Origin of the sequence: Haloarcula pelagica, from assembly GCF_030127105.1 — an archaeon.
GTDB classification, from domain to species: Archaea; Halobacteriota; Halobacteria; order Halobacteriales; family Haloarculaceae; genus Haloarcula; species Haloarcula pelagica.
The window spans coordinates 3,410,015-3,435,880 of the sequence record NZ_CP126161.1 but is presented as its reverse complement, the minus strand read 5'-3'; the positions used below and the strand labels follow the sequence as shown (position 1 = coordinate 3,435,880).

Annotated in this window: 28 protein-coding genes, 1 tRNA gene and 1 pseudogene; 22 read left to right on the top strand and 8 right to left on the bottom strand. The window is 68.0% G+C overall.

The features are described from left to right. Positions 1-76 precede the first annotated feature (76 nt). Positions 77-160 (bottom strand) — tRNA-Leu (locus tag P1L40_RS18165). 492 nt (positions 161-652) lie between these two features. On the opposite strand from P1L40_RS18165, the gene P1L40_RS18160 reads away from it, so the two are divergent. From P1L40_RS18160 to P1L40_RS18145, 4 genes are all read left to right on the top strand, one after another. After that, positions 653-2,659: a copper-translocating P-type ATPase gene (locus P1L40_RS18160; RefSeq protein WP_284011088.1), complete on the top strand. Its 2,007-nt coding sequence runs from the start codon at positions 653-655 to the stop codon at positions 2,657-2,659. A 144-nt stretch (positions 2,660-2,803) separates the two neighbouring features. Continuing rightward, positions 2,804-3,022, top strand: a complete 219-nt coding sequence (locus P1L40_RS18155; protein ID WP_284009100.1) for a hypothetical protein — start codon at positions 2,804-2,806, stop codon at positions 3,020-3,022. Positions 3,023-3,064: 42 nt separating this feature from the next. Further along, positions 3,065-3,547 (top strand): DUF309 domain-containing protein, encoded by a 483-nt coding sequence (locus tag P1L40_RS18150; protein ID WP_284009098.1) that lies wholly within the window; start codon positions 3,065-3,067, stop codon positions 3,545-3,547. 44 nt (positions 3,548-3,591) lie between these two features. Beyond that, on the top strand, positions 3,592-4,380 hold the full coding sequence (locus tag P1L40_RS18145; RefSeq protein WP_284009097.1) for a M14 family metallopeptidase: 789 nt from the start codon (positions 3,592-3,594) through the stop codon (positions 4,378-4,380). On the opposite strand, the gene P1L40_RS18140 is transcribed toward P1L40_RS18145, so the two are convergent. Together P1L40_RS18140 and P1L40_RS18135 are read right to left on the bottom strand one after the other, a co-directional pair. Further along, on the bottom strand, positions 4,381-5,259 hold the full coding sequence (locus P1L40_RS18140; RefSeq protein WP_284009096.1) for a J domain-containing protein: 879 nt from the start codon (positions 5,257-5,259) through the stop codon (positions 4,381-4,383). It abuts the gene before it with no gap. A gap of 58 nt (positions 5,260-5,317) precedes the next feature. Next, the gene (locus tag P1L40_RS18135; protein ID WP_284009095.1) at positions 5,318-5,620 is read right to left on the bottom strand and encodes a DUF8066 domain-containing protein; all 303 of its coding nucleotides are present in this window, start codon (positions 5,618-5,620) and stop codon (positions 5,318-5,320) included. A gap of 82 nt (positions 5,621-5,702) precedes the next feature. On the opposite strand from P1L40_RS18135, the gene P1L40_RS18130 reads away from it, so the two are divergent. The 7 genes and pseudogenes from P1L40_RS18130 (at position 5,703) to P1L40_RS18100 (ending at position 14,192) form a co-directional block, all read left to right on the top strand. Beyond that, positions 5,703-6,656 (top strand): 1,4-dihydroxy-2-naphthoyl-CoA synthase, encoded by a 954-nt coding sequence (locus tag P1L40_RS18130; RefSeq protein ID WP_284009093.1) that lies wholly within the window; start codon positions 5,703-5,705, stop codon positions 6,654-6,656. Positions 6,657-6,949: 293 nt separating this feature from the next. Continuing rightward, positions 6,950-9,487, top strand: a complete 2,538-nt coding sequence (locus P1L40_RS18125) for an extracellular solute-binding protein (protein ID WP_284009091.1) — start codon at positions 6,950-6,952, stop codon at positions 9,485-9,487. A 48-nt stretch (positions 9,488-9,535) separates the two neighbouring features. Further along, positions 9,536-10,492, top strand: coding sequence for a 1,4-dihydroxy-2-naphthoate polyprenyltransferase (locus tag P1L40_RS18120; protein WP_284009090.1), 957 nt, complete (start codon positions 9,536-9,538; stop codon positions 10,490-10,492). Continuing rightward, positions 10,489-11,543: pseudogene (locus P1L40_RS18115) on the top strand (mandelate racemase/muconate lactonizing enzyme family protein). Before P1L40_RS18120 ends, P1L40_RS18115 begins: the two are co-directional and overlap by 4 nt. Beyond that, positions 11,536-13,032: a class I adenylate-forming enzyme family protein gene (locus tag P1L40_RS18110; protein WP_284009089.1), complete on the top strand. Its 1,497-nt coding sequence runs from the start codon at positions 11,536-11,538 to the stop codon at positions 13,030-13,032. The pseudogene P1L40_RS18115 and the gene P1L40_RS18110 overlap by 8 nt, the downstream one beginning before the upstream one ends. Before the next feature lie 43 nt (positions 13,033-13,075). Next, positions 13,076-13,813, top strand: a complete 738-nt coding sequence (locus P1L40_RS18105) for an NRDE family protein (protein ID WP_284009087.1) — start codon at positions 13,076-13,078, stop codon at positions 13,811-13,813. A 28-nt stretch (positions 13,814-13,841) separates the two neighbouring features. Continuing rightward, positions 13,842-14,192 carry a helix-turn-helix transcriptional regulator gene (locus P1L40_RS18100; protein WP_284009086.1) on the top strand — a complete coding sequence of 117 codons (351 nt, stop codon included), beginning with the start codon at positions 13,842-13,844 and terminating at the stop codon, positions 14,190-14,192. Between the two features lie 57 nt (positions 14,193-14,249). On the opposite strand, the gene P1L40_RS18095 is transcribed toward P1L40_RS18100, so the two are convergent. The 4 genes from P1L40_RS18095 to P1L40_RS18080 are packed head-to-tail and all read right to left on the bottom strand — an operon-like array spanning position 14,250 to position 16,846. Beyond that, the gene (locus tag P1L40_RS18095; protein ID WP_284009084.1) at positions 14,250-14,672 is read right to left on the bottom strand and encodes a hypothetical protein; all 423 of its coding nucleotides are present in this window, start codon (positions 14,670-14,672) and stop codon (positions 14,250-14,252) included. A gap of 47 nt (positions 14,673-14,719) precedes the next feature. After that, entirely contained in the window at positions 14,720-15,037 is a 318-nt protein-coding gene (locus P1L40_RS18090) for a DUF8060 family membrane protein (RefSeq protein WP_284009083.1), read from the bottom strand. Next, positions 15,030-16,043 carry a DUF7490 domain-containing protein gene (locus P1L40_RS18085; RefSeq protein WP_284009082.1) on the bottom strand — a complete coding sequence of 338 codons (1,014 nt, stop codon included), beginning with the start codon at positions 16,041-16,043 and terminating at the stop codon, positions 15,030-15,032. Before P1L40_RS18085 ends, P1L40_RS18090 begins: the two co-directional genes overlap by 8 nt. 50 nt (positions 16,044-16,093) lie before the next feature. Next, positions 16,094-16,846 carry a DUF2797 domain-containing protein gene (locus P1L40_RS18080; protein WP_284009081.1) on the bottom strand — a complete coding sequence of 251 codons (753 nt, stop codon included), beginning with the start codon at positions 16,844-16,846 and terminating at the stop codon, positions 16,094-16,096. A 74-nt stretch (positions 16,847-16,920) separates the two neighbouring features. Here P1L40_RS18080 and P1L40_RS18075 point away from each other — a divergent pair, with 74 nt between their 5' ends. Beyond that, positions 16,921-17,376, top strand: coding sequence for a YbhB/YbcL family Raf kinase inhibitor-like protein (locus tag P1L40_RS18075; protein ID WP_284009080.1), 456 nt, complete (start codon positions 16,921-16,923; stop codon positions 17,374-17,376). Here the strand turns inward: P1L40_RS18075 and P1L40_RS18070 are convergent, their stop codons facing one another. After that, positions 17,377-18,303: an NAD-dependent epimerase/dehydratase family protein gene (locus P1L40_RS18070; RefSeq protein ID WP_284009079.1), complete on the bottom strand. Its 927-nt coding sequence runs from the start codon at positions 18,301-18,303 to the stop codon at positions 17,377-17,379. Between the two features lie 87 nt (positions 18,304-18,390). Between P1L40_RS18070 and P1L40_RS18065 the strand changes: the two genes are divergently transcribed. The 10 genes from P1L40_RS18065 (at position 18,391) to P1L40_RS18020 (ending at position 25,805) form a co-directional block, all read left to right on the top strand. Further along, complete coding sequence (locus P1L40_RS18065; RefSeq protein WP_284009078.1) at positions 18,391-19,032, top strand: DsbA family protein; 642 nt, start codon at positions 18,391-18,393, stop codon at positions 19,030-19,032. Further along, complete coding sequence (locus P1L40_RS18060) at positions 19,029-19,577, top strand: tRNA (cytidine(56)-2'-O)-methyltransferase (protein ID WP_284009077.1); 549 nt, start codon at positions 19,029-19,031, stop codon at positions 19,575-19,577. The genes P1L40_RS18065 and P1L40_RS18060 overlap by 4 nt, the downstream gene beginning before the upstream one ends. Before the next feature lie 14 nt (positions 19,578-19,591). Further along, positions 19,592-19,813 carry a hypothetical protein gene (locus P1L40_RS18055; RefSeq protein WP_284009076.1) on the top strand — a complete coding sequence of 74 codons (222 nt, stop codon included), beginning with the start codon at positions 19,592-19,594 and terminating at the stop codon, positions 19,811-19,813. A gap of 116 nt (positions 19,814-19,929) precedes the next feature. Then, entirely contained in the window at positions 19,930-20,457 is a 528-nt protein-coding gene (gene tfe, locus P1L40_RS18050) for a transcription factor E (RefSeq protein ID WP_284009075.1), read from the top strand. After that, entirely contained in the window at positions 20,457-21,128 is a 672-nt protein-coding gene (locus P1L40_RS18045) for a DUF2110 family protein (protein ID WP_284009074.1), read from the top strand. Before tfe ends, P1L40_RS18045 begins: the two co-directional genes overlap by 1 nt. Positions 21,129-21,132: 4 nt before the next feature. After that, positions 21,133-21,915 (top strand): DUF5803 family protein, encoded by a 783-nt coding sequence (locus P1L40_RS18040; protein WP_284009072.1) that lies wholly within the window; start codon positions 21,133-21,135, stop codon positions 21,913-21,915. A 60-nt stretch (positions 21,916-21,975) separates the two neighbouring features. Then, positions 21,976-22,662, top strand: coding sequence for a competence/damage-inducible protein A (locus tag P1L40_RS18035; RefSeq protein ID WP_284009071.1), 687 nt, complete (start codon positions 21,976-21,978; stop codon positions 22,660-22,662). 212 nt (positions 22,663-22,874) lie between these two features. After that, positions 22,875-23,948: an ATP-NAD kinase family protein gene (locus P1L40_RS18030; protein WP_284009069.1), complete on the top strand. Its 1,074-nt coding sequence runs from the start codon at positions 22,875-22,877 to the stop codon at positions 23,946-23,948. 104 nt (positions 23,949-24,052) lie between these two features. Then, a complete protein-coding gene (locus P1L40_RS18025; RefSeq protein WP_284009067.1) occupies positions 24,053-25,087 on the top strand; it encodes a PhoU domain-containing protein in 1,035 nt (344 codons plus the stop codon). A 76-nt stretch (positions 25,088-25,163) separates the two neighbouring features. Beyond that, positions 25,164-25,805: a hypothetical protein gene (locus P1L40_RS18020; protein ID WP_284009066.1), complete on the top strand. Its 642-nt coding sequence runs from the start codon at positions 25,164-25,166 to the stop codon at positions 25,803-25,805. Positions 25,806-25,866: the final 61 nt, after the last annotated feature.

Here is a 25,866-nt window from a genome sequence, read left to right as displayed (position 1 = left end):
CTCGTCCCGACCACTTTCACGTCCTAGGCGTCGTCGCCTTCGGCGACACCGCCCGACGGCGACAGTGGTCGGTCAGTGCGAGGGAAGGGATTTGAACCCTTGGACCCCTACGGGAGCGGATCTTGAGTCCGCCGCCGTTTCCAGGCTTGGCTACCCTCGCACGTCGCTGGCGCGATTCCCGTTTCCAGCCAATCACGCGCCGGTTCAGACTTCCCGTGGTTCCGCACTTCGATGTCAGTACTCGCTGATATAAAGGTTGCACGAACACGGAGCAGAGGCACCCACTAGTTCGGCCTCTGTGGCTGGTGTTTTTCTTGGCGGCGGACACTCACTGTTGCAGACGTGTCTATGGACGAGAGAGCTTCAGACGACAGGCCAGATCAGTCCGTACACGCCGTAGCTGTCGGTTTCATCGGCAAGCGTGGGTACTGTCGTTCGGGCTTTCACCTGGGCCGGTGGGGAGATATTTGACGGCGGAGTGAGTAGTCTCCGGGGACGACTCCGGTCCGAGGAGTGCACGATGGATTCCAACAACCCCCCGGAACACGCCGCTGAAACGGACGAACACCCAGCCCACGGGACCGAGACTGCTCACCCTCGACACAGAGTTGCTGGTGGCCGCGGTCACGACCAGCACGGGGGCCACAGCGGGATGCACGAAGGCCACGAGCGGATGTTCCGGCGACGCTTTTTCGTCTCGGTGCTGTTCTCGATTCCCGTCCTTATCTACAGCCCGACACTCCAGGAGTGGCTGGGCTTTGCCGTCCCGACGTTCCCCGGGAGCGAGTGGATCACCCCCGTGTTCGCGGTCGTCGTCTTCGGGTACGGCGGCGTTCCCTTCCTGCGGATGGCCGTCCCCGAACTGCGGGATCGCTCGCCGGGAATGATGACGCTCATCTCGATGGCGATCTCGGTCGCGTTCGGCTACAGCCTCGCGAGCGTCGTCGTCCCCACGCAGTCGGCGTTCTTCTGGGAACTCGTGACGCTCATCGATATCATGCTACTGGGCCACTGGATCGAGATGCGGTCGGTCCGCCGGGCTTCCGGTGCCCTGGACGAACTGGCGCGACTACTGCCCGACACCGCCGAGCGGATCGCCGACGACGGCGATATCGAGGAGGTTCCCGTGAGCGACCTCGCAGACGGTGATCTCGTCCTCGTCCGGCCCGGCGCGAGCGTCCCTGTCGACGGTGTGTTGGAGGAAGGCGACTCCGACGTGAACGAATCGCTGCTCACCGGCGAATCGGCGCCCGTCTCGAAAGAGCCCGGCGACGAGGTGATCGGGGGAACGGTCAACGGCGACGGGAGCCTCCGCGTTCGGGTCGGTGCGACCGGAGAGGAGACGACGCTCGCCGGCATCATGCGGCTCGTCGAGGAGGCCCAGCGGAGCAAGTCACGGACGCAAGTGCTCGCCGACCGAGCGGCCGGCTGGCTGTTCTACGTCGCCGTCGGGGCCGCGGCCGTGACGGCGGTCGCGTGGACCGTCGCGACCGCGTTCGACGCGACCGTCGTCGAGCGCGTCGTGACCGTCCTGGTCATCGCCTGCCCCCACGCCCTCGGCCTCGCGATTCCGCTCGTCGTCGCCATCAACACGTCGCTCGCAGCGAAAAACGGGATGCTCGTGCGGGATCGCATCGCGATGGAACAGGCCCGCGAACTGGACACCGTCGTCTTCGACAAGACCGGAACACTCACCCGAGGCGAGCACGGCGTCGTCGGGATAGCGACTGTCGACGGCGTCGACGAGACGGACGCTCTCGGGCTCGCCGCAGCGGTCGAGGGCGATTCCGAACACATGATCGCTCGAGCCATCCGCCACGCGGCGGTGGAGCGAGGGGTCGCGCCACCTGCCGCGACGGACTTCGAGGCGCTGAAAGGACGGGGCGTCCGGGCGACCGTCGACGGACAGGAGGTGTACGTCGGCGGACCGAATCTCCTCGATCGGCTCGATGTCACGGTCCCGGACGACCTCGCCACCTTCGCCGAGGACGCCGGCGAAAACGCTCGGACTGTCGTCTACCTGCTCCGGGACGGCGACCTCGTCGGGGCGTTCGCGATGGCCGACGTGATCCGCGAGGAGAGCAACGCCGTCGTCGACGCCCTCCACGACCTCGGTATCGAGGTGGCGATGCTGACCGGCGACTCCCGCGCCGTGGCCCACGCAGTCGCCGACGAGTTAGGTATCGATACCGTCTTCGCGGAGGTCCTTCCCGAAGACAAGGACAAGCGAATCCGACAGCTCCAGGACGAGGGAAAGCTCGTGGGAATGGTCGGCGACGGCGTCAACGACGCACCGGCGTTGGCGCGGGCCGACGTGGGAATCGCCATCGGCAGCGGGACCGATGTCGCCGTCCAGTCGGCTGATGTCATACTCGTCCGGAACAACCCGATGGACGTGGTTCGGCTCGTGAAACTGAGCACGGCAAGCTACCGAAAGATGCAGGAAAACATCGTCTGGGCAGCCGGATACAACGTCTTCGCGATCCCGCTGGCCGCTGGCGTGCTCGCTCCGGTCGGGATCCTCCTCTCACCGGCCGTCGGCGCGCTGTTGATGTCCCTGAGCACCGTCGTCGTCGCGATCAACGCGCAGTTGCTGCGGCGAATCGACCTCGCCGTGCCGGATCTCCCCGGTGTGTCGGCACCGGGCACTTCCGGCTGACGGATCGGGACTTCGGGCGTTCCGCCGTCGGTTCCGAGTGTGTAGGCGAACCGATCCTGTGCGGATCCGGAGGCTCCAACTCAGTCGGTGGCTGTCGGGGCTCTCGGCAGAACGTATATACGCGTCGATGGTGACGGTCCGGTCATGCGTGTCGCTGGCATGGTCCTTCAACTCGACGGCGCCCTGCCCGTCGTGGGCGTGTTGCTCGCGCTCATCGCCGTCGCCGTCCTGGCGTTTGCCGTCCGGGACGACGCCGGCTACCAGAGCACCGCTGGCGTCGACGACGACGTTGTCTGCCCGCGGTGTCACCACTCGACCGACGGAGCGACCGGGACGTGTCCGGAGTGTGGCTACGACCTGTAGGGCGACCGGAGGATTGACCCACCCCGACGGCCTATCGCCGGTATGGACGACCACACGCGTGACCCGACGGTCGACCCGCCGGCGGGGAACCCGACGGGGTGGCGGGCCGACGGGCAGTGGGAGCACGCGACGCTCAGACAAGCCGTGGTCCACGGCGTGCGCCTGTACAACTCCGGGGAGTTCCACGAGTCACACGACTGTTTCGAGGACGAGTGGTACAACTACGGCCGCGGGAGCGCCGAGAGCAAGTTCCTCCACGGGATGGTACAGGTCGCCGCCGGCGCGTACAAACACTTCGACTTCGAGGACGACGACGGGATGCGTTCGCTGTTTCGGACCTCGCTGCAGTACTTCCAGGGGCTTCCCGGGGACTTCTACGGCGTCGACCTGCTCGACGTTCGCACGACGGTCACGAACGCGCTGTCGGACCCGTCGGCGCTCGACGGGTGGCAGATCCGCCTCGACGACGGCTATCCCGAGGCGCGACCCGAGGACATCGCCTACGCCGAGGGACTCGAACACTGACCGACTCCGCAGTGGATAAATGTCCCGGGCCGTATCGGGAGACAATGCGAGTCGAGCAACTGGGGAAGGGGGAGCCGGAGGTGGCAGTCGTCGGCGGGATCCACGGCGACGAGCCGTGTGGCCCGGCCGGCATCGAGGCGGTCCTCGCGGACCCGCCGGCGGTCTCGCGGCCGGTGAAGTTCGTGATCGCGAACGAGCGTGCGCTGGCCGCCGGGACGCGATACGTCGACACCGACCTCAACCGTGCGTTCCCGGGTAATCCGGACGCCGACGCCTACGAGGAGCGACTGGCGGCCGACCTCGCGGCGGAACTGGACGGCTGTACGACGCTCGCGCTCCACTCGACACAGTCCTACAGCGGTCTCTTCGCCCTGGTCGACGACGTGACGCCGCTCGTCAGGGAGATCTGTCCACAGCTCTCGGTCGACGCCGTCGTCCGGACCGCCGGGGCGAACGAGGGTCGGATCTTCTCTGCGGTGCCCTCGACGATCGAGGTCGAGTGTGGCTACCAGGGGTCCCCGGCGGCCGCCGAGAACGCGGCCCGGGTCGTCCGGGAGTTCCTGGCGGCGACCGGCGTCACCGACGCCGAGCCGAGGGCTCGGACGGAGCCGCTGCCGGTGTTCCAGCTCGGCGAACCGATCCCGAAGGACGCGGCCGAGAGCTACGAGGTGTTCGCCCGGAACTTCGAGCGGGTCCCGGAGGGCGAGGCCGTCGCCGCCGCCGACGGCCGACCAGTGATCGCCGACGAGGCGTTCCACCCCGTCTTGCTCTCGCCGGAGGGGTACGAGGACGTGTTCGGCTACACGGCGGAGAAGATCGGCGTGCTCGACTGATCACCGGAGGATCGAGAGCGTCAGCACCGAGAACCCGAACGGGAGCCAGGTCCCACAGAGGGTGAAGATCCCGACGATCGAGAAGATCCCGAAGGGCAGGCCGAGCAGGATGAGCGGTGCAAGCAGGCTCCACCCGCCAAAGACCATGACGGCGATCCGCGGCATCGACTGGAGGTAGCCGAAGACACAGACGGCACACAGGCCGACCACTACCTTCACCCACAGCGGGAACGGGGGAAACACCGCGCTGGCGAGCAACACCGGATAGAACGCGAACGAGAGTCCGAGGACAGTGAGCGCTCGGCCGCTGGGCAACAGTTCCTCGGGCCGCTCGACCACGTCGTACTCCTGTCTGACCGAGTACTGCGTCGACTGTCCCGCCGTCCGGGACGCCCCCGACGAACCGGCGGCCGACGCACTCGCTGTCCCACCGGTGGTGCCACTGCCTCGGGATCCGTTCCGGTTCCGGGAGACGCGCTCGCTGGCGCGGCGTTCGCGGTCGGCGCGCTCGCGGCCGGTGTGTGCCGACGCATCCGACGTACTGGCCCGATCCTCGGACGGTTCGCCGCCGGAGCGGTCGGTCGCCTCGCCGTATCCCGCCCGCCGCGCGGCGGTCGCGGCGTCACTCTCGGGAGCGGTGTCCGTCTGCGAGTCCTCGCCCACGTACGCGGCGTGCCCGACGCGATCGTACTCTGCCCGCTCCTCGGTGTCGACGAGCACGTCCCGCGCCTCGACGAGCCGCTGGGTGGCCGTCTGTGCGTCGTCGTCGTCGCTCACGTCGGGATGTGTCTCCTTGAGGCGCTCGCGGTACGCCGCTTCGATGTCGGATCGCGAGGCGTCCTCGGCGACCCCCAGAACGTCGTAGTACGTCTCTGTCATTGCCGGCCGACTAGTTTCTGATGGGCGACAGGTCGGTATAAATCCTTGCGCCCAGTTCTCACCGTTCGCGTTCGACCGCCGGGTCCTGCAGGCTGTCGTCCTCGGCCACTTCGGTGGTCCCCTCACGGGCCAGTCGGTTGTCGGCGTCCCGCTCGGACTGCTCGATGCGGTACTCCAGCGAGCCCGCGATCCGTTCGAGGACCGAGATGAGTCGCCAGACGAGATAGACCGCCCAGAGGGCGACGATAGCCAGAACGCCGAGGAGGATCTGCTGGGCGATGATCAGACTGTACGCGAGGATCAGGATGGAACCGACACCGAGGAGGGTCCTGAGCGTCCGTTCGTCCGAGTCGGAGGGCATACACGTCCACGCTGGAGTGACACTGCCGAAAGCGTTTCGCCCACACGTGAATCTTTTTGCGACGCCCGTCCCGACGAGCGGTATGGTCTCTGAGCTGTTCGACCCGGATCGCTGGAACCCGGTCGACCGATTCGATTTCGCCGACATCACGTACCACCGTTCGACCGAGACCGGCGCCGTCCGGATCGCGTTCGACCGCCCCGAGAAGCGCAACGCCTTCCGCCCGGAGACGGTCGACGAACTCGCGACGGCGCTGGACCACGCCAAGCGCCTGACCGACGTGGGCTGTGTCATCATCACCGGGAACGGCCCCTCCCCGAAGGACGGCGGCTGGGCGTTCTGTTCCGGCGGGGACCAGAGCATCCGCGGTGAGAGCGGCTACGAATACAGCGAGTCGCCAGGTGACTCGGAAACGGCGAGCGCGGAGCAAAGCGAGCCGCGAGCGGACGAAGTGCCGGAAGCCGACGACGCACCCGAAAACGTCGGCCGCCTCCACATCCTCGAAGTCCAGCGCCAGATCCGTCACATCCCGAAGGTCGTCGTCGCCGTCGTCCCCGGGTGGGCCGTCGGCGGTGGCCACTCGCTGCACGTGGTCTGTGACCTGACCCTCGCCAGCGACGAGCACGCGAAGTTCCTCCAGACCGATCCCGACGTTGGTTCCTTCGACGGCGGGTTCGGGTCGGCGTATCTCGCCCGCCAGATCGGTCAGAAGAAGGCCCGCGAGGTGTTCTTCCTCGGGAAGACCTACAGCGCCGCGGAGGCCGCCGATATGGGGATGGTCAACGAGGCGGTCCCTCACGATGAACTCGAAGACACCGCGATCGAGTGGGCCGAAGCGATCAACAGCAAGTCGCCCACGGCGATGCGGATGCTGAAGTACGCGTTCAATCTTGACTCGGACGGCATGGTCGGCCAGCAGGTGTTCGCCGGCGAGGCGACCCGGCTGGCGTACATGACCGACGAGGCCCAGGAGGGTCGCGACGCGTTCAACGAAGGGCGAGCGCCGGATTTCGACGACGTGCCCTGGCACTACTGACCCAGCGGTCTCACCGGTACCGGCTACTGTCCGCTACCGCGACAGCACTGCCTCTGCCGTGTTCCGAGTGTGGTAGTAGACCTCCCAGTGTCGCCGTACCCGTCCAACCGGTCTCGGCGAGCCCCGATGGGGCCGGCTGCTGTATCGAGCCGCGGGCACATAGGTAAGAATACTGACTATCGACCGAGTGAACGTTTCTTTACCGAGAGTGGCTGTCACTGCCAGTACGAATAAAGAACGAAACTACCTCTACGGGAAGGTACATATATATTAATCCAAAACAATCGTCAAGAATGAACGGGAACCGAACGGACGAACGACAGCGGCGAACCACGACCGACGGCGGCCGCGTCTCGTCTCGGGACGGTGTAGACACCGCGGAACTGGACATCGAAACCGCTTCGGCCGACGAACTTCGCGACCGACTCAGAGCGGTCGAAGCCGAGCGTGACGACGCCCGGGAGCGGGTTGCGGAACTCGAAGCCGAGGCCCGCGAGCGAAAGCGCCGGCTGTACGACCTCGAAGGCGCGCTGGCGGAACTCCGCGGCGTCGTCGAGGCCAACGCCGAGGGCGATCTGACACGGCGTGCCGACATCGACTCGGATGTCGACGCCGTCGTCGAGTTCACGTCCCGCTACAACCGGATGTTAGACGAGTGGAACCGGACGCTCAAACGGGTCAAACAGTCGAGTACGACCGTCGACGAGGCGACCAGTGAGGTCGCCACGGAGGTCGAGACGGTAAAACAGGAGAGCGAGCGTGTGAGCGACTCCATCGACGAGATCGCGGCGGGCGCCGACGAGCAAAACGAGGATCTCCAGCGTATCGCCGACGAGATGCGGTCGCTCTCGGCGACGATACAGGAGGTCGCCGCCTCCGCGAACGAGGTCGCCGAGAGCGGCACCCGGGCGGTCGACCGCGGCGACGCCGCACAGCAGGCTGCGACGGCGGCGATCGACGATCTGGAGTCGATGGCCGCCCGGACCGACGAGATGGTCCAGACCGTCGAGGAACTGAGCGATCTGATGGGCGATATCGAGGAGATCACCGAGTTCATCACCGACATCGCCGACCAGACGAACATGCTCGCGCTGAACGCAAACATCGAAGCGGCGCGGGCCGGCGAGGCGGGTAGCGGGTTCGGCGTCGTCGCCGACGAGGTCAAGACGCTGGCGACCGAGACGAAGGAGGCGACCGACCAGATCAGCGAGACCGTCACCGAGGTCCGCGAGCAGACCGAGACCACCGTCGAGGACATGCACGACACGCGGTCGGTGGTCGACGAGACCGAGGCCGCCGTGCAGGAAGCGATCGACGGACTGGACGACATCGTCGACATCGTCGAGGAGGTCAACGCCGGCATTCAGGAGATCGACGGCGCGACCGACGAACAGGCCCAGTCGACACAGGCCGTCGTCTCGATGGTCGACGACGTGAGTTCCGTCAGCGAAGAGACATCCACACAGGCACAGACCGTCACGGCAGCGGCACAGACCCAGACCGGTTCGCTGACCGAGGTCGCGAGCAAGGTGTCGACGCTGTCTGACCAGGCCGAGGAACTCGACACGGCCTCCGAGCAGTTCACCACCGGCGAGCGCTCGACACACACGGTCTCGAAGGGTGATACCGTGATCGAGTTCTGGCACGCGATGGGCGGCGCGAAGTCGTTGCTGTTGCACGACCTCGCCCGGGAGTTCGAGGCCGAACACGGTGGCGTCCACTTCGAACTCAGGTCGCTGGGGAGCTACGACGGCGTCTTGGAGGAGACGATGGCGGCCGTCGATTCGGGCGACGTACCGGCGCTGGCACAGATCAACGAGATCGGCAGCACGAACGCCCGGACCAGCGGCGCGTTCCAGCCAGCGGAGAACGTCGTCCCGTCCGACACGACCGCCTCGCTCGTCGACGCCGTCGCCGAGTACTACACGGTCGACGGAACCCTCCACTCCGTCCCGTTCAACTCCTCGAACCCGGTCCTCTGTCTCAACCGCGACCTGTTCGAGGCGGCGGGGCTGAACCCCGACGACCCGCCGTCGACGTTCGCCGAGGTCCGGACGGCGAGCGAACGCCTCGTCGACGCGGGCGTCTGTGACTACGGGATCACGTTCGCGAACTACTCGTGGTTCGTCGAGCAGTGGTTCGCCGAGGCCGGCCAGGAACTCGTCGACAACGGGAACGGTCGCGCGGGGCCGCCTACAAACGCCTTCCTCGACAGCGAGTTCGGCGTCGACCTCTTCGAGTGGTGGACGGGGATGGCGGAAGACGGGCTCTACCACGACCCCGGGATCAAGGCCCGCGGGGCGGCGAAGAAGGCCTTCCACGACGAACGCGCGGCCATGCTGATCGGCTCGACTTCCTCGCTGGGGAGTATCACCTCCGGCGCGTACTTCGATCTGGAGACGGGCTATCTCCCCGTGCGCGAGGAGCGAAACGGCGTCCTGGTCGGCGGGGCCTCCCTGTGGGTCGGGGACGACCTGGACCCGGCGGTCGAGGACACCGTCTCCGCGTTTCTCACCTGGCTGCTGGAACCCGCCCAACAGGCACGCTGGCACCGCGAGACGGGCTACTTCCCGGTCTGCGAGGGGGCGATCGAGCGCCTCCAGGCCTCGGGGTGGTTCGACGAGAACCCCCACTTCTCGGTCGCGTTCGACCAGTTCCGGGAGACGGTCGATACGCCGGCGACCAACGGTGCACAGATCGGCCCGTTCCCCACGGTTCGCTCGCTGATCCAGCAGGGCCGGGCGGACATGACACCCGCGACCGTGACCGCGGACCTCGAACGGCTCGACGCGGAGATCGAAGCGGAACTCGCCGCCTGGAACGACGGCTGACCCCCGGAACCACAGTCGCTTTGAACGTCGCGGCCCGAGACGACGACAATGAGCACAGCGACGGCAGATGTCTCGAAGCGGAAGGCGTGGGTGATGGCCGCACGACCGCAGACGCTGCCCGCGGGCGCCGCGCCGGTCGTCGTCGGCGTCGGCCTGGCGGTCCACGCCGGCGTCGCGGCCGCGTTGCCGGCGGTCGCCGCCCTCGTCGGGGCCCTCCTCCTCCAGATCGGGACGAACTTCGCGAACGACTACTACGACGCCGTGAAGGGCGCCGACACCGACGAGCGCGAGGGGTTCACGCGGGTGACCGCCGGCGGACTCATCGAACCGGTCGAGGTCAAACGCGCCATGATCGCCACCTACGCGCTGGCGGTCGTGGTCGGCGTCTATCTCGTCGCCGTCGGGGGCGTCCCCATCGTAGCTGTCGGCCTCTCGGGCATCGCCGCCGGCGTCCTCTACACGGGCGGCCCCCTGCCGTACGGCTACCGCGGGCTGGGCGATCTGTTCGTGTTCGTCTACTTCGGGCTGGTCGCCGTCACGGGTACTTACTACGTCCAGGCCGTCGCGAGCATGGAGAGCATGGGGCTGTTCCCGACGGGACTCCCGCCGGGGAGCGTCCCGCTGGCCGCCGTCGTCGCGAGCCTCCCGGCCGCCGGCCTCTCGACGGCGATCCTCGTCGTGAACAACATCCGGGACCGCGAGACCGACGCCGCGGCCGGGAAGAAGACCCTCGTCGTCTACCTAGGCTACGGGTGGAGCCGCGTCGAGTTCCTCGCGCTCGTCGGGATGGCCTACGTCGTCCCGGTCGTCTTCGCGCTCGATCCGGCCTACGGGCTTCCGGCACTGGCGCCGCTGCTCTCGCTCCCGCTGGCGGCCGCGGTGAGCAGGACCGTCCTCACGCGGACAGAGGGCGCGGCGCTGAACCCCGCGCTGGAGCGGGTCGGCAAGACGCTCTTTCTCCACTCGCTGCTGTTCGCAGTGGGACTCGGTGTCGCCGGGCTATGACCGGGCTCACCTACGAACGGTTCTCGCTGCCGCTGGCCGAGCCGCTGGGGACCGCACGGGGGACCATCGAGGAGCGAACCGGCTACGTCGTCCGGTACGACCACCGCGGACACACGGGCGTCGGCGAGGCGACGCCGCTCCCGGGCTGGACGGAGTCGCTGTCGGCCTGCGAGGACGGGCTGGCGGCCGCCGCGGACGCCGAGCCCAGCGGGGTCACTCCGGGGCGCTGCTCGCGCTCGACGCCCACGAGGTGCCGGCGGCCCGTCACGGCTTCGCGACGGCACTGCTGGACGCCGACGCGCGGGCCGACGGCGTCCCGCTGTACCGCTGGTTCGACGGGGAGCGGGACTGTCGATCGGTCCCGGTCAACGCGACCGTCGGGGACGGCGGTCCGGACGAGACTGCACGGGCCGTCGCCGAGGCCGTCGACGCGGGCTTCGAGTGCTGTAAACTCAAGGTCGGTGCCCGCTCGCTCTCGGCGGACATCGACCGCCTGCGTACGGTCCGCGAGCGGGTCGGCGACGGTGTGACGCTCCGTGCGGACGCGAACGGTGCCTGGGACCGCGCGACAGCCAGGGAGGCGCTCGCGGTCTTCGCCGACTTTGGCGTCGCGTACGTCGAGCAACCGCTGCCCGCCGGCGACCTGGCCGGCCACGCCGCCCTCCGGGGCGGTCCGGTCGGCGTCGCCCTCGACGAGAGCCTGATCGAGCACCGCGTCGACACCGTCATCAACGCCGACGCGGCCGACGTGTTGATCCTCAAGCCGATGGTCGTCGGTGGCCCCGGTAACGCCCACACGCTCGCACTGCGGGCGCAGGACCGCGGGATCGAGCCCGTGATCACGACGACCATCGACGGCGTGGTCGCCCGACTCGCCGCGCTGCACGTCGCCGCCGCCGTCCCCGGTATCGCCCCCTGTGGCCTGGCGACCGGCGATCGACTGGACGACGACCTCGCGCCCGACCCGACGACACTGGTCGACGGCAGGCTCTCGGTGCCACAGGGAGACGGACTGGGACTCGACCCCGCGGAGGTGACAGACCGTGCGTGAGCCCGTCGACTGGCCGACCCGCGACCTGGTGAGCCACCGCGTCGCCAGTACCCCCGAGCGGACGGCCGTGATCGACGCCGCCAACGGCCGAGCGTGGAGCTACCGCGACCTAGACGAACGGGTCGACGCCGTCGCCGCCCGCTTTGCTACCGAGGCGGACGCCGAGACTGTGGACGGGGGACGCGTCGCCACCCTCGTCGACACCCGCGTCGGGATGGCGTCCCTGTTGTTCGGTGCGATGCGTGCCGGCGTCTCGCTCGTCCCGCTGAACGTCGACCTGGAGGCCGCCAGCCTCGCCGCCCAACTGGACCGCGTCGACCCGGCACTGCTCGTCTGCGAGCGCGGAACCGAGCGGACGGCCGCGGAGATCGCCGACTGTCCGGTCGCTTCGGTCGACACACCGCAGTCCGAGGGCGTCACGCCGCTGGACACCGACAACACACCGCCGGACCCGGCTCCGCTCGCCCGCGACGACGAGCAGGTCGTCCTGTTTACCTCGGGCACGACGAGCGATCCGAAAGGGGTCCGGCTCACAGTCGGCAACCTCGTCGCCAGCGCCACCGCCTCGGCGTTCCGGCTGGGCGTCTCGCCCGAGGACCGCTGGCTCGTCGCGCTCCCGACCTACCACATGGGCGGGCTCGCGCCGTTCGTCCGCGCGGCGCTGTACGGGACCACCGTGGTCGTCCAGCGGTCGTTCGAGACCGGCGAGACGGCGACGGTGCTGGACGAACACGACGTGACCGGTGTCTCGCTGGTCCCGACGATGCTCTCGCGCCTCCTCGACGACGGGTGGGAACCTCCCGAATCGGTGCGGACCGTCCTGCTGGGCGGCGGGCCCGCCGACGAACGGCTCGTCGAGCGCTGCCGGGACCGTGGCGTCCCGGTCCACCCCACCTACGGGATGACCGAAACCGCCTCACAGATCGCGACGGCGCGGCCACAGACGGCGTTTTCCCACCCCGGGACCGTCGGTCAGCCGCTCCTGTTCACCGACGTGACCGTCGTCGACGGCGGGGAGCCGTCTGCCCCCGGCGAGCGCGGCGAACTCGTCGTCGACGGGCCGACGGTCACGCCGGGCTACCTCGACGAGGCCCGCACGGGGGCCGCGTTCGGTGAGTTCGGGTTTCACACCGGCGACCTGGGTTACCGTGACGAGGACGGCCGCCTCTGGGTGGTCGGCCGTGCCGACGACCGGATCGTCACTGGCGGCGAGACCGTCGTCGCCGGCGACGTGGCAGCGGCCATCCGGACGATCGACGGGGTAGAGGACGCAGCCGTCGTCGGCGTTCCCGACGCGGAGTGGGGCGAGCGGGTCGCCGCCGTGGTCGCGGGCGAGGTGACGGCGGCGGCCGTCCGGAGCCATTGCGAGGCCGCGCTCGCCGCCTACGAGGTCCCGAAGACGATCCGCGTGGTCGACGCGCTCACACGGACGGCCTCGGGGACCGTCGACCGCGACGCCGCGCGACGACTCTTCGACGCGGACGAGTGAGCCGGCGCCAACCGTTTTTGCTGTCGGGCGCGTACAGACGGTCGTGTGTACACTCGTCCTGGCCTGGCAGGTGTTCGAAGACACGCCTGTCGTCGCGGCCACGAACAGAGACGAACGGCTCGATCGGGAGTCACAGCCACCACGGCAGCGACACTGGGGCGCTCGCGTCGTCGCACCCAGCGACGCCGAAGCGGGCGGGACCTGGCTTGGTTACAACGAACACGGCGTCTTCGCCGCGATCACCAACCGCTGGGTCGACACGGAGCTCGCAGGCGAGCGCTCGCGCGGGCTGCTCGTCCGTGACGTGCTCGGTCACGAGAGCGCGGAGGCGGCCGCTCGGGCCGTCGAGGGCGCGGTCCGCGAGGCCGAATACGACGGCTTCAACCTCGTGATCGCCGACGAGAACGCCGCCGTCCTGCTCGAATGGGACGGCCAACTGGCGGTCCGGACGCTGGAACCGGGCGTCCACGTCGTCGTCAACGTCGGCGCAGACGGCGACTACCGGATTCCAGGGTTCCGCCCCGACGTGGGCGAACAGCAGGCCCACAACGCCGACCGCGTCCGGGAGGCACTCCAGGTCGAACCCGGCGAGGACGCCGCTGCGTGGCTCGACCGCGCGCGGTCGGTCGTCAGCGACCACGACTACGGCGTCTGTGTCCACGGCGATGGCTTCGGGACACGGTCGTCGTCGCTGATCTCGCTCGGAGCGGTGACGACGTACCGCTACGCCGACGGTCCGCCCTGTCGGACGACGTACCGACCCGTCGAAGGTCAGATTTAACCGCCCCACCGTTCTGGTGTAGCATACTATGAGTTCTGCGACTCCGGAGGCGGACCTCTCCGAGGACGAACGGGCCGGGCTGGAGCTGATCCGAGAGTCGGGGGGGATCCACCAGAGCGAGTTCTGGAAGGACTTAGACGTGTCCTCCCGGAAGGGGAGCCGGATCGTCGAGTCCCTCTTCGAGAAAGGCCTCATCCAGCGCGAGGAGACGGTCTACGAGGGCCACAACACGTACTACCTCACCCCGGCCGCGAAGGACCTCGAGTTCTCCCTGCTGATGGCCGGCGACCAGCTCTCGCCGTTTATCGGCGACGAAGAGGTCGATCCACACGACGACACGTTCTCGCAGTGGATCATGACGCTGGCCTACGAAGACTGAGCCGTCGCTGTCGACGTTCTTCCACAGAAACGACCGAGCGGCGTCGCGACCGGGAGCTCAGTCTTCTAGCGCGTCGGCGATACGGTCGAGCGACCGCCGAACGTCGTGGACCTCGTCGCGGAGCTTTCGGATCTCGCGGGTGAGTTCCTCGTTGTCGCTGCCGTCCTCCTCGGCACCGGGGCCGCGGGGCCCACCGCCCATGCCGCCGGGGCCGCCGGCACCGGGACCGCCGCCGCCCATCATGCCGCCCATCATCTGTGCGAAGGGGTTGCCGCCCATGCCGCCGGGGCCGCCACCGCCGCCGCCGCCCATCATCTCTTCCATGCGTTCCTCGCGGCTCATCTCACCCTCTTCTCCCCCTTCTCGCTCCTCGGCGCGCTGTTGGCGGATCTCCTCGACGCGCTCTCGGAACGATTTCTCTTCGCCGTCCTCGCCCGATGCGTCCGATTCTGCGGTCTCCTCGTGTTCGTCCTCTGCCATGGACGCGGGTTCGGTAGGGCCGCGGAAAAGGGTTGCCGTCCGCGGTCTCAGGCCAGCCGGCGAACGAGCAGCGAGATGCCGGTCGCGGCCACCAGCACGACCACGAGATTGAAGCCGGCCCGGAACAGCGGCCGGTACCGCCGCGTGACGAACTCGTTGACGGCGGCCGAGGCCGCGAAGTAGAACTGCAACGAGGCGACGAGCGCGACGAGGACGAGGATGCCGAACGCGGCCCACTGGGCGTACCTGGCGATGGATCGACCACCGCTGTCGGCGGTATCAGTGGTTCCGTCGGCGTCGTCGGTGACGGGAGACTCGGCGGGCGATGCGGTCGTGTCGTCCGGATCGGGTGTCGGGTCAGTCATGGTGCCTCCGTGCGAGGGCGAGCGTCGCGACGAACGCGGCGGCCAGCGCGGCGACCGCGGTGAACCCGGGGCCGCTGCCGGACGTGTACCTCGGTTCGTCGGTGGCCTGTGGCAGCTCCGTCTGTCGCTCCTCGAAGTCGCCGGACTGGAAGCCGGTGTCACGCCGGGTGACGTTCTCCTGGAGCACCTCCGTCGGATCGAGGTTGGCCGGGGCGCTCTCGGTGGCGATGACGACGCCGTCGGCCTGGAGGATCCCGTCGAGCCAGTAGTTGTAGCCGTCGGGGACGGTCAGTTCGGTGCTGACGGTCGTCGTCCGACCGGGTCTGATCTGGCCGACCCGGATCGCCGACTCGTCGGCGATGACGTTGGACTCGGCCTGCCGAGCGCGCAGGCGCAACTGGAGGTCGCCCGCGGGCTCGTCGCCCGTGTTCGTCAGGAACACCGAGACGTTCATGGTCGTGCGGTTGTTCTCGACGGACTCGATCCGGTAGGCGATCGCCCGCAGCGGAACGTCGGCGTTCTCGAACTCCTGGAAGGAGACGCTACTCCGCGCGTATTCGGGAAGCAGCGCGTCGACGTTACGGACGGTCGTTCGGCCGATCGTCCGCCGCTGTTCGTCGGCGTAGACGATCGTCTCGATGCGGTAGTCGCCCTGACGCTCGACGGTGAGGTTCGTCAGGACCTGGAGCTCGCGGTCGCCGCTGACGTTGCCCAGCGACTGGCGGGTGCTGGTCGCCACCAGACCGGTGTCGGCGTCGATCGCGCGTGTCTCGACGGTGACGTTGCTGGCGGTCCCGCCCCGGTGTTCGAGGCGAGAGTCGAGCGCGAGCGTGACCGTTTCGCCGCCGACGTTCCGTGCGTCGATCGTGGTCTCCCGGAGGTCAAGCCGGCTGGGCCGGATGTCCTCCTCGGGTTGGGAGAACGCCCCCGGGATCGCGAACAGTGATCCCAGCAGGGCCAGCGACAGCAGGAGGGCGAGGGCGGCGAGTGTGAGTTCGCGTCGCACGGTGGCACTGCCACGGGGGGCGGTAAGTGTCTTGTGTCTGATGTGATCGGTCAAAACGCGCCCAGACTCGACTGGAGGTCCCGGTCGGTCGTCCCCCCGTCGAGTTCGTAGCCGACCAGATCGCGGAGGTTCACCGCGTACGTGCTCCCGTTGTTCGAGACGACGGCGACGCGGCCCTTCGTCCCGACGACCGTCCCCGTGGCGAGCGTCTCGGCGAGCGGGCGATCGCGCAGCTCCAGCCCGTACTCGAAGTCGTAGCTCTCGATCGGTGCGAACCTCGCGAGCAACGACTCCCACCAGCGCTCGTCGACACTGTCCGCGAGCCCCTCGATCTTCGTCGGAACGCGCACGCGGTCCCCGAGATCGGTCGCGATGTCGGCTTCGACCTGTCTGGCGATACGGCCGTCCCCGACCGTCCGCAGGTGAGCAGCGCGGTCGGCGCCCTGCTCCCTGAGCCGGGTTTCGAGCCGCCAGGAACGGGTCACGCCGACCTTCACGGTGTCCGGCGCGAACGCCGCCAGGTACACCGCGTGTTCTTCGTCGCAGGTGTCGATGGGCTTGTCGCAGTTGCCGGTACACCGCGCGCAGGGCCACCGATCCGTGTGTTCGGGGCAGTACGGTGCCGCCTCGTTGTCACAGGCGTAGTGAGTCTCGCCGTCGACCGAACCGGCACAGTGGCGCGTGCCGAGCGTGTACGAGAGAGTCGTTCCGGGAGCGAGCGGCCGGCGCTCGACGCTGCCGTTCTCGGCGACGAGGAGCGCGGCCGGATCGGTGACACGGGGGCGGTAGCCGACGACTTGCACGGACACGGATTAGCGGGAACCGCTCAAATGACTACCGGGACGAGCCTTTTGTCGGTGGAGTCGTACGTTCACATATGACAGGCCTCACCCTGACCAGCCCGGCCTTCGCGGACGGCGGGCGGATCCCCCACGAACACGGATACACCGAGGCGAACACGAACCCACCGCTGGAGATCGGCGGCGTGCCCGAGGGCGCGCTCTCGCTGGTGTTGATCGTCGACGACCCCGACGCCGAGGAGCCCGCCGGGAAGGTGTGGGACCACTGGATCGTCTGGAACATCCCGCCCGACACCGAGCGGATCCCGGAAGGCTGGGCGGCCGAGGACGTGAGCGAGGGCCAGAACGATTACGGCGAAACCGGCTGGGGTGGCCCCAACCCGCCGGATCGGGAACACACCTACCGGTTCCTCCTGTACGCGCTGGACGCGAAACTCGGCCTCTCGCCAAACGCCACGAAAGACGACGTGTACGACGCGGCCGGCGGCCACGTGCTCGACAAGGCCCGCCTCGAGGGCACCTACGCACCCTGACTACAGTTCGTCGAGCAGTTCCGCCGCCGACTGCCGAACCGCGTCGTCGCTGGACTGAGTCGGCTCCCATCCCAGGCCGGCGAGTTTCTCGACCGAGAGCCGCATCCGTGGCACGTCGCCGGTCCACCCACGGTCCCCGCCGGTGTACTCCCGGTTGGGGTCGACGCCCATCTCGTCGGCGACGATGTCCGCGATCCGGTCGACCGACGTGGTGGTCCGCGTCCCGAGGTTGAACACGTTGTGTGCTGCATCGGCGTGTTCGACCGCGTACACCATCGCATCGAGACACTCCGAGACGTGCATGTAGGACTTCTCCTGGCGACCGTCGCCAAGGATCGTCAGCGACGACGGGTCCTCGCGGAGTTTCTCGACGAAGTCGGGGATGACGGCCCCGCGGAGGCGCGGCCCGACGATGTTGGCGAAGCGGAACACCCACGACTGGATGTCGTGACTGTGGGCGTACGTCGAGATGAGCGACTCTTCGGCGAGTTTCGTCGCGCCGTAGACGCTGATCGGCTCCAGGGGGGCGTAGTCCTCCGGCGTGGGCCGGGGCGCCTCGCCGTAGACCGTCGACGACGAAGTGAAGACGAGGTGTTCGACACCCACCTCGTCCATCCGTTCGAGGACGTTGTAGGTCATCTCGCTGTTGTCGGTAAACTGCTTTCGGGGCGTGTCCGTGTCGACCAGTTTCGACGCCGCGAGGTGGACGACCAGGTCGACATCCGCGGTGATCGCGTCGGCGACGACCGACTCGTCGGTGAGCGATCCATCGATGGTAGCCGCGTCGTCGGGAACCCAACCGAAGTCCCCGTTCGAGCCGTCGTCGACGACGGTTACCTCGTTGTCTTCGACGAGGCGGTCGGCGAGGTGAGAACCGATGAATCCCGCACCGCCGGTGACGACGATCCGGGCGTCCGTGAGGTCCATACCGAGGCCAGACGACACTGACGAAATAAGATTCCGGTCTCGGCGGCGGGACAGAATGGTTTTATGGCTCCCGGAGAGAGGGGGCGTATGAACAGGTCGACACGGCGCGGTTTCCTGGCCGCAAGCGTCGGCGTCGCTGGGCTGACTGCTGGCTGTCTCTCGAACTCTGGGGGCTCCCCGTCGGTCCCGACGGCGGAGGGCCAACCCCTCCCCGCCCCGGTCGCCGGCGACCCCGACGCGGACGTGACCGTCGAAGTCTACGAGGACTACGCCTGCCCGCACTGCCGGACGTTCTCGCTCGAAGTCTACCCGCAGATCCGGACGAACTACCTCTCCAGTGGCTCGATCGAGTACGTGTTCAACGACTTCCCGATCCCGGTCGACGACGCCGTCTCCTGGGAGGCCGCAAGCGCCGCCCGAGCCGTCCAGGACCGGGCCGGCGACGAGGCCTTCTTCACCTACAACAAGCGGCTGTTCGAGAACCAGAACCGTCTCGGCCCGTCGGTGTACGCGGAGTTGACGGAGGGGATGGACGTGGACGGCGAGACGATCCGAGAGGAAGGCGTCGGCGAGGCCTACCGGCCGACGGTCTCAGAGGACAGGTCCGCCGGGCGGGAACGCGGCGTCAGCGGGACGCCGACCGTCTTCGTCGACGGCGAGGCCGTCCAGTGGAGCGAGGTCGCGTTCGGTCCCGTACAGCAGGCAATCGACGCGGCACTCGACGGATGACCGACCACGACGTGACGGTCCTCCGACTGGGCCACCGTCCCGGCCGTGACGAGCGGATGACGACCCACGTGGGCCTGACTGCCCGCGCGCTTGGCGCTGACCGGGTCGTCATGGCCGGTTCGGCACGGAACCAGACGGACACGGTCGTCGACATCACCGACCGATTCGGCGGTCCTTTCGCCGTCGAGACGACCGACGAGCCCAAACGGTTCATCCGGGAGTTCGACGGGGCAGTCGTCCACCTGACGATGTACGGCGAGCCGATCCAGGACGTGATCGAAGACGTGCGGGCCGACCGCGAGGCCGGGCCGCTTCTGGTGGTCGTCGGCGCTGAGAAGGTCCCTTTCGAGGTGTACGAACACGCCGAGTACAACGTCGGCGTGACCAACCAACCCCACTCGGAAGTGGCCTCGCTGGCCGTCTTCCTCGACCGGCTCTTCGAGGGTCAGGAACTCGACCGCGAATGGGAGGACCCCGACCGCGTCGTCGTCCCGAAAGAGACCGGGAAGAAGGTCGTCGAACCCGGCGACGGCGACGAGGACTGACCCGGACGAACAAAGTGCGTCCGTCACCAACACCACCCGTGCTCGACCGACTCACGTCGCCGACTTCTCTCGTCGTGCCCGTCCTCGGGACGGTGTATCTCGTCTACCTGGCGACACAGCCGCCGCCCGCCCGGTGGGTCGGGCTGGGCTGTCTGCTGGTCCTGACCCCGTTCGTCACGGGATGGCTGCTGGGCCGGTACGCCGATGTCGGCCCGTGGGCCGACAGCGGCTCCTGAGGGCTCGGAGGGGCGACGACGGGCGACGAGCGCAGGGCGCCGGTAGTGGGCTCACCCCGACCCGCGGACGGGGCGAGCCGGAGGTTTTAACCACGTGACCCCCCGACAGACCAGTAATGGCTTTTGAGGACCTCTTGGAGGACCCCGTCATACAGAAGTACCTCCACGAGCTTGTCGGACCGAAAGGGATGCCGGTCGCCGCCGCGCCGCCGGACGGCGAAGTGACCGACGAAGAACTGGCAGAGGAGTTGGGGCTGGAACTGAACGACGTTCGCCGCGCGCTGTTCATCCTCTACGAGAACGACCTGGCGTCGTACCGACGCCTCCGGGACGAGGATTCGGGGTGGCTCACCTACCTCTGGACCTTCGAGTACGACGAGATTCCCGAGAAGCTCGAAGGGGAGATGCACCGCCTGCTCGACGGCCTCGAAGAGCGCCGCCAGTACGAGCGCGACAACGAGTTCTACCTCTGTGAGAACTGTGGCATCCGGTTCGAGTTCGGCGAGGCCATGGAGTTTGGCTTCCAGTGTCCCGAGTGTGGGAACCAGGTCGAGTCCATGGAGAACACCCGACTCGTCGACGCCATGGAACGCCGGATCGAGGAACTGCGCGACGAACTGAACGTCGACCACGTGGAAGCCTGATGGTCGTCCTCGGCACGAAAGTGTACGTCGCGGGCGACGCCCGCGACCGTACGCTCGACGGACTGCGTGGGATCGTTCAGGACCGGTTCGGTGAACTCGATGTCTCCTTCGACGTGGGGCTCCGGGACGACGAGTTCCCGACGGTGACCGTCGACGGCCCGGACGCGACCGTCGCACGGAACCTGCTTCGCGAGGAGTTCGGCGAACTCGTCACGACCCACGAGGCCGGCGAGACCTACGTCGGGACCCTCGAACAGTGGGACGACGACGGCTTCGTCCTCGATGTCGGGTTCGGGCAGACGGTGCGGGTTCCGGCCGACGGTCTGAATCTCGGCCAGGGGTCGCCGGCACAGATCCGCAGGCGGTTCGGCCTCGTCCAGCACATGCCGCTGTGGTTCGTCGCCGGTGACGACCCGCGGCTGGCCGACGAGACCGTCGACCGGCTCTACGACTGGTCGCGGGGCAACGGCCGCGTCAACGCCAACAGCGTCACCCGCTCGGAGGCCCGCGCGACGGTCAACCGGGCCGGTCACGCACAGGACATCGTGACCGTCGAGCGTATCGGCCTGCTCGAACAGAGTATCGTCTGCAACCCGGACACGGACGCGCCGGGCCTGCTCTCGGATATCGGACAGTACATGCCCTCTGAACTGCTCGCTGTCGTCCCCTGAGCTCATGAACCGCCGTCACCTCGCTCTCGTGGCCGTGATCGCAACGCTCGCGCTGTCCGGTTGTACCGGCGTCTTCGGCCCGGAACCTTCCGATCCGGACCGGCTGAACCAGAACGCGAGCTACGACTGGGACACCACCGAGGACGCGACCATCGTCGTCAATCGATCGTCGTACACCGCCGTCTACGATGTCGAGAACCGCTCGACGTTCGAGGTGTACACGCGCAGCGGCCTCGGTCGCGAGCGCAGCGTCCCGATCCGTGGCCTGCGCTTCCGGTACGAGAACGGAACGGTGATCGCACCGGCGAACTCGTCGCTGGCCGCGACCGAGGGGAGTCAGCGGACCGAGATCCAGTTCGGAGAGAACGTCTCCGGCGAGGTCGCCTTCACCGCGCCCCGGTCGGGCAAGCAGTTCACGACGCCGACCCTCGTCGAGGGTGGCGCCTACGCCGTGACGCTGCCGCCGGGCGCTCGGGTCGGGATCCCGCTGCTCTCCCAGGTCACCCCTGGCGGGCCGGAGACGGCCGTCGATTCCGAGACCGACCGGATGACGCTCTCGTGGGAGGCAGTCGACACGCAGATGCTGAGTGTCAGGTACTACCTCCAGCGCGATCTGCTGCTGTTCGGCGGGCTGACGGCCGTCGGGATCGTGGTCGCCATCGTCGGGTCGGTGTACTACTACCGCCAGCTTCAGGCGGTCAAACGCCGCCGTGAGGAGGCCGGGATCGACATCGAAGAGGAGGACGACGATCCGCGCGACCGCGGCCCGCCGCCGGGGATGCGATAGTCCCCCGCCGGGGCGGAGTGCCGTCCGACAGTATTTGTGTCACCCAGTCCAACGAGCGGTATGCGCGTCGCCGTGGTCACTGTCGGGGACGAACTGCTCGCCGGAGACACGGTCAACACGAACGCCGCCTGGCTCGGCCAGCAACTCGCAGCGCGGGGCGTCACCGTCGAGCGAGCGACGGTGGTCCCCGACAGGACCGGAGATATCGCCAGAGTCGTCAACGAGTACCACGCCGAGTACGACGCGGTGATCGTCACTGGCGGGCTGGGACCGACACACGACGACGTGACGATCGACGGCGTCGCCGCGGCGTTCGGCCGGGCGGTCGTCGAGAGCGAGGCGGCCCTCGCGTGGCTGGAAGAGAACGGAGGGTACACCCGGGAGGACCTGACCGACGGGACCGGCGAGGTCCCCGAAGGTGCCCGCGTGCTCCCCAACCACGAGGGCGTCGCGCCGGGCTGTGTCGTCGAGCGCTGTTACGTCCTGCCAGGGGTTCCAGCCGAGATGAAACGGATGTTCGAGGAGGTCGCCGAGGAGTTCGAGGGCGACCCGGAACACGTCGTCGCCGTCGAGACCAGCGAACCGGAGAGCGCGCTGCTCGACCGGCTGTCGGCCGTCCGCGAGGAGTTCCCCGGGGTCGACGTCGGGAGCTACCCCGGCGAGAACGTCACCGTCCGGTTCAAGGGCACCGACGAGGCGGCCGTCGAGGACGCCGCCGCGTGGCTCCGGGAGCGCGTCGAGCAGTAGTCGCCGAGACGGGTGCCTACCGATAGAGGTACAGGAGCCAGAACGCGGTCAACAACAGGCCACCGACGGTGACGACCGCGCCGGCGCCGTTCACGACCCCCGCCTGAACGCCGCTTGCCAACACTGGGAGCATATCACCACTGTCCGGGGCCGGTGGCTTGAATCACACGCTCCCGGTCGCCTTTTGCCGCGGGGTCGCCTACGGGTACTCAATGCGACGGATCGGTGTCGTGGTCAACCCGATCGCCGGGATGGGCGGCCGCGTCGGACTCAAGGGGACTGACGGGAAAGTCGAGGAGGCGCGGCGCCGGGGCGCGGAGCCGCGTGCGCCGGCTCGGGCACGCGAAGCGCTCGACGCAATCGCCGAGACAGACACCGAGATCGAACTGCTCGCCTGTGGCGGTCCGATGGGTGCGGGCGTCGCCCGCGAGGCCGGCTTCGACTCCGACGTGGTCGCCACACCGGCGGACCCGGAGCGAACGACCGGCGAGGACACCCACCGGGCTGTCCGAGCGTTCATCGATGCCGGCGTCGACGCCGTCCTGTTCGTCGGTGGCGACGGGACCGCCGTCGACGTTGCCACGGCGATCGACGAAGCGGGGGTCGAGACGCCGATGCTCGGCGTGCCGGCCGGCGTGAAAGTCTACTCCTCGGTGTTCGGCGTGACGCCGCGGGCGGCCGGCCACGTCGTCGCGACCTTCACCGACACCGAGCGCGCGGAGGTCAACGACATCGACGAGGACGCCTTCCGCGGGGGCGAGGTGGTGACCGAACTGCGCGCGGTGGCGACGGTCCCGGTCGCCGACCAGCGACAGTCGGCCAAGCAACGGGGCGGCGGCTCGGTCGACGCGCTGGCGTCGGCCGTCGCCGAGGAGACCGAGCCCGGCGTCACCTACGTGCTGGGGCCGGGGAGTACGGTCGGCGCGATCAAGTCCCGACTGGGGTTCGACGGGACGGCGCTGGGTGTCGATGTCTGGTGTGACGGCGAGGTCGTCGTCGCTGACGCCAGCGAACAGGAGATCCTGGACGCGCTGGGCGAGGAGAACGTCATCGTCGTCTCGCCGATCGGCGGCCAGGGCTTCGTCTTCGGTCGCGGGAACCAGCAGCTCTCGCCGGCGGTGATACGCCAGTCGCGTCTCCAGGTCGTCGCCTCAAGCCGGAAACTCGACGACATCGGCCGCCTCAGAGTCGATACGGGGGATACGGAACTCGACGAGTCGCTCGCGGGCTGGCTCCGCGTCCGGGTCGGCCGGTACGAACAGCGCCTCGTCGAGGTTGTCGGCTGACGAACGTGTACTGTCCCGGACTCGTTCTCGGTGATTGTATTTTCCGTTCGGAATAAGTGGGTGTATAGTCAAGATTAAGGCGACTGGCAATCAACAAAGGACATATGGAAACGCGGAAAGTCCAGCGGTTGGGGCCGTCGACGCTCGCCATGACGCTTCCCGCGGAGTGGGCGTCCAAGCACAACGTCGAGAAGGGCGACGAGGTGTCGCTACGGATGGGCGGCAAAGGCACGCTGACCGTGTTGCCTGAGTCCGTCCAGTCCGAGGAATCACAGGCGACGATCCACGCCGAGAACCTCAACGCCGACGCGGTCGAGCGGGCGATCGTCGCACAGTACGTCCTGGGCCGGCGGATCATCCACGTCGAAGCGCCGGAGGGCAGCACGCTCGATTCGGCACACATCAACGCCGTCTACAACGCCGAGACGCAGTTGATGGGGCTGGGCGTGATCGAGGAGACGCCCGACCGGATCGCGATCCGGTGTTCCGTCGATCCGGAGGACTTCACGCTCGATAACCTCCTGGAACGGCTGGAGTCGACCGGTTCGACTATGCGCAACGAGGCGGTCAAGTCACTGGCCCACGGGAACCCGGACCTCGCTCAGCGGGCGCTGAACCGCGAGCGCCAGGCGAACAAGATCTTCGTCCTCCTGTTGCGGCTCATCTTCACCGCCTACCAGAACCCGAACCTCGCCCGGGCGATCGGGCTGGAGGACGGGTTCCCGCTGATCGGCTACCGGTCGATCGCGAAGAACCTGGAACTGACCGCCGACAACGCCGAAGACATCGCCGAGATCGCGCTGGAGGCGACCGACCACTCGCTGAACGTCGAGTCCTCGACGATGCGGCGCATCCGTGAGTTCACCGACAAGGTCAACGAGATCAGCGAACTTGCCGTCCAGGCCGCCGTCGAACGCAACTACGACACGGCGATCGAGGTCCGCGAGGAGTACGCCAAGATCGGCGACCGGGAACACGAGATCCTCGACGACCTGCCGGAGATGGACAACGAGTCGCTGCTCCAGATCCGCGAAGTCCTGGTCAGCCTCCGCCAGACCGCCGAGTACGCCGTCCGGAACGCTGAGATCGCGACGAACCTCGCGCTCAACGAGGAGTCCGAACACACGACCATCGAGTGAGAGCGCCCGCCAACACGTCTCTCCTCGTCGATCGGACGACCCATACTATTATACCCGAACTGCTTCAATCAGACGTATGACAGCAAGTGGCACTCGTGACCCCGGAGTGCTGGAAAGACGAAGTCCGTCGGCGTTCCTCGTCGCGGGCGGATTGTTCGTCGTCTTCGCAGTAGGCTGGGGTGCGTTCGCGTTCACGGCCATGGACACAGAGAGTGTCCAGAACGTGGTCGGTCCCGCCGGCTGGGCCGTCGCCTTCCTCGGGCTGATCGGCCTCTCCGGACGGATCGCGACCGCGAACCGAAAGCTCTCGCTCGCCGCCCTCGGCTTGGCAGTCCTGGGCTTCGCTGGCGCCGTCAGTGCGACGGTCGGGAATTCCATCGTCCTCGTCGCTGTCGTCGACGACCTCCCGGAGTGGTTCACAGCGCTGCAACTCCCGCTGCTTGTCGGCATCGTCGTCGGGTTTTCGACGTGTTCGCTCGCTGCTCTCCGGACCGAGGTCATCCCGCGACACGTCGGCTTCCTGTTGCTAGCGCCGGCCGTGCTGTTCGTCGTGAACATCGTTCGCGTGGCGACGCTGGGGTCTACGACGCCGATCTGGGCGCCGTTCGTCCTGGGTGCGGGGCAGGCGCTTTCGTTCCTCGCCATCGGCTACGCGCTCCATACCGAACGCGAGTTTCCCGATCGGTCGGAGCCGGCAGCCACCGGGATTACCGAGTAGGCGAATCCGGACGGTAACCGCCTGCGCACGACAGCAGTGACACGTCCACCGTTCGTCTGGA

What these genes read in the sequence shown, in the direction of transcription:
- P1L40_RS18035 (WP_284009071.1), top strand. Translation starts at nt 21,976, where the DNA reads ATGCGCGTCGCCGTGGTCACTGTCGGGGACGAACTGCTCGCCGGAGAC.
- P1L40_RS18125 (WP_284009091.1), top strand. Translation starts at nt 6,950, where the DNA reads ATGAACGGGAACCGAACGGACGAACGACAGCGGCGAACCACGACCGAC.
- P1L40_RS18030 (WP_284009069.1), top strand. Translation starts at nt 22,875, where the DNA reads ATGCGACGGATCGGTGTCGTGGTCAACCCGATCGCCGGGATGGGCGGC.
- P1L40_RS18065 (WP_284009078.1), top strand. Translation starts at nt 18,391, where the DNA reads ATGAACAGGTCGACACGGCGCGGTTTCCTGGCCGCAAGCGTCGGCGTC.
- P1L40_RS18060 (WP_284009077.1), top strand. Translation starts at nt 19,029, where the DNA reads ATGACCGACCACGACGTGACGGTCCTCCGACTGGGCCACCGTCCCGGC.
- P1L40_RS18120 (WP_284009090.1), top strand. Translation starts at nt 9,536, where the DNA reads ATGAGCACAGCGACGGCAGATGTCTCGAAGCGGAAGGCGTGGGTGATG.
- P1L40_RS18075 (WP_284009080.1), top strand. Translation starts at nt 16,921, where the DNA reads ATGACAGGCCTCACCCTGACCAGCCCGGCCTTCGCGGACGGCGGGCGG.
- P1L40_RS18135 (WP_284009095.1), bottom strand. Translation starts at nt 5,620, where the DNA reads ATGCCCTCCGACTCGGACGAACGGACGCTCAGGACCCTCCTCGGTGTC.
- P1L40_RS18145 (WP_284009097.1), top strand. Translation starts at nt 3,592, where the DNA reads ATGCGAGTCGAGCAACTGGGGAAGGGGGAGCCGGAGGTGGCAGTCGTC.
- P1L40_RS18150 (WP_284009098.1), top strand. Translation starts at nt 3,065, where the DNA reads ATGGACGACCACACGCGTGACCCGACGGTCGACCCGCCGGCGGGGAAC.
- P1L40_RS18155 (WP_284009100.1), top strand. Translation starts at nt 2,804, where the DNA reads ATGCGTGTCGCTGGCATGGTCCTTCAACTCGACGGCGCCCTGCCCGTC.
- P1L40_RS18100 (WP_284009086.1), top strand. Translation starts at nt 13,842, where the DNA reads ATGAGTTCTGCGACTCCGGAGGCGGACCTCTCCGAGGACGAACGGGCC.
- P1L40_RS18160 (WP_284011088.1), top strand. Translation starts at nt 653, where the DNA reads ATGCACGAAGGCCACGAGCGGATGTTCCGGCGACGCTTTTTCGTCTCG.
- P1L40_RS18045 (WP_284009074.1), top strand. Translation starts at nt 20,457, where the DNA reads ATGGTCGTCCTCGGCACGAAAGTGTACGTCGCGGGCGACGCCCGCGAC.
- P1L40_RS18090 (WP_284009083.1), bottom strand. Translation starts at nt 15,037, where the DNA reads ATGACTGACCCGACACCCGATCCGGACGACACGACCGCATCGCCCGCC.
- P1L40_RS18130 (WP_284009093.1), top strand. Translation starts at nt 5,703, where the DNA reads ATGGTCTCTGAGCTGTTCGACCCGGATCGCTGGAACCCGGTCGACCGA.
- P1L40_RS18040 (WP_284009072.1), top strand. Translation starts at nt 21,133, where the DNA reads ATGAACCGCCGTCACCTCGCTCTCGTGGCCGTGATCGCAACGCTCGCG.
- P1L40_RS18095 (WP_284009084.1), bottom strand. Translation starts at nt 14,672, where the DNA reads ATGGCAGAGGACGAACACGAGGAGACCGCAGAATCGGACGCATCGGGC.
- P1L40_RS18025 (WP_284009067.1), top strand. Translation starts at nt 24,053, where the DNA reads ATGGAAACGCGGAAAGTCCAGCGGTTGGGGCCGTCGACGCTCGCCATG.
- P1L40_RS18140 (WP_284009096.1), bottom strand. Translation starts at nt 5,259, where the DNA reads ATGACAGAGACGTACTACGACGTTCTGGGGGTCGCCGAGGACGCCTCG.
- P1L40_RS18070 (WP_284009079.1), bottom strand. Translation starts at nt 18,303, where the DNA reads ATGGACCTCACGGACGCCCGGATCGTCGTCACCGGCGGTGCGGGATTC.
- P1L40_RS18020 (WP_284009066.1), top strand. Translation starts at nt 25,164, where the DNA reads ATGACAGCAAGTGGCACTCGTGACCCCGGAGTGCTGGAAAGACGAAGT.
- tfe (WP_284009075.1), top strand. Translation starts at nt 19,930, where the DNA reads ATGGCTTTTGAGGACCTCTTGGAGGACCCCGTCATACAGAAGTACCTC.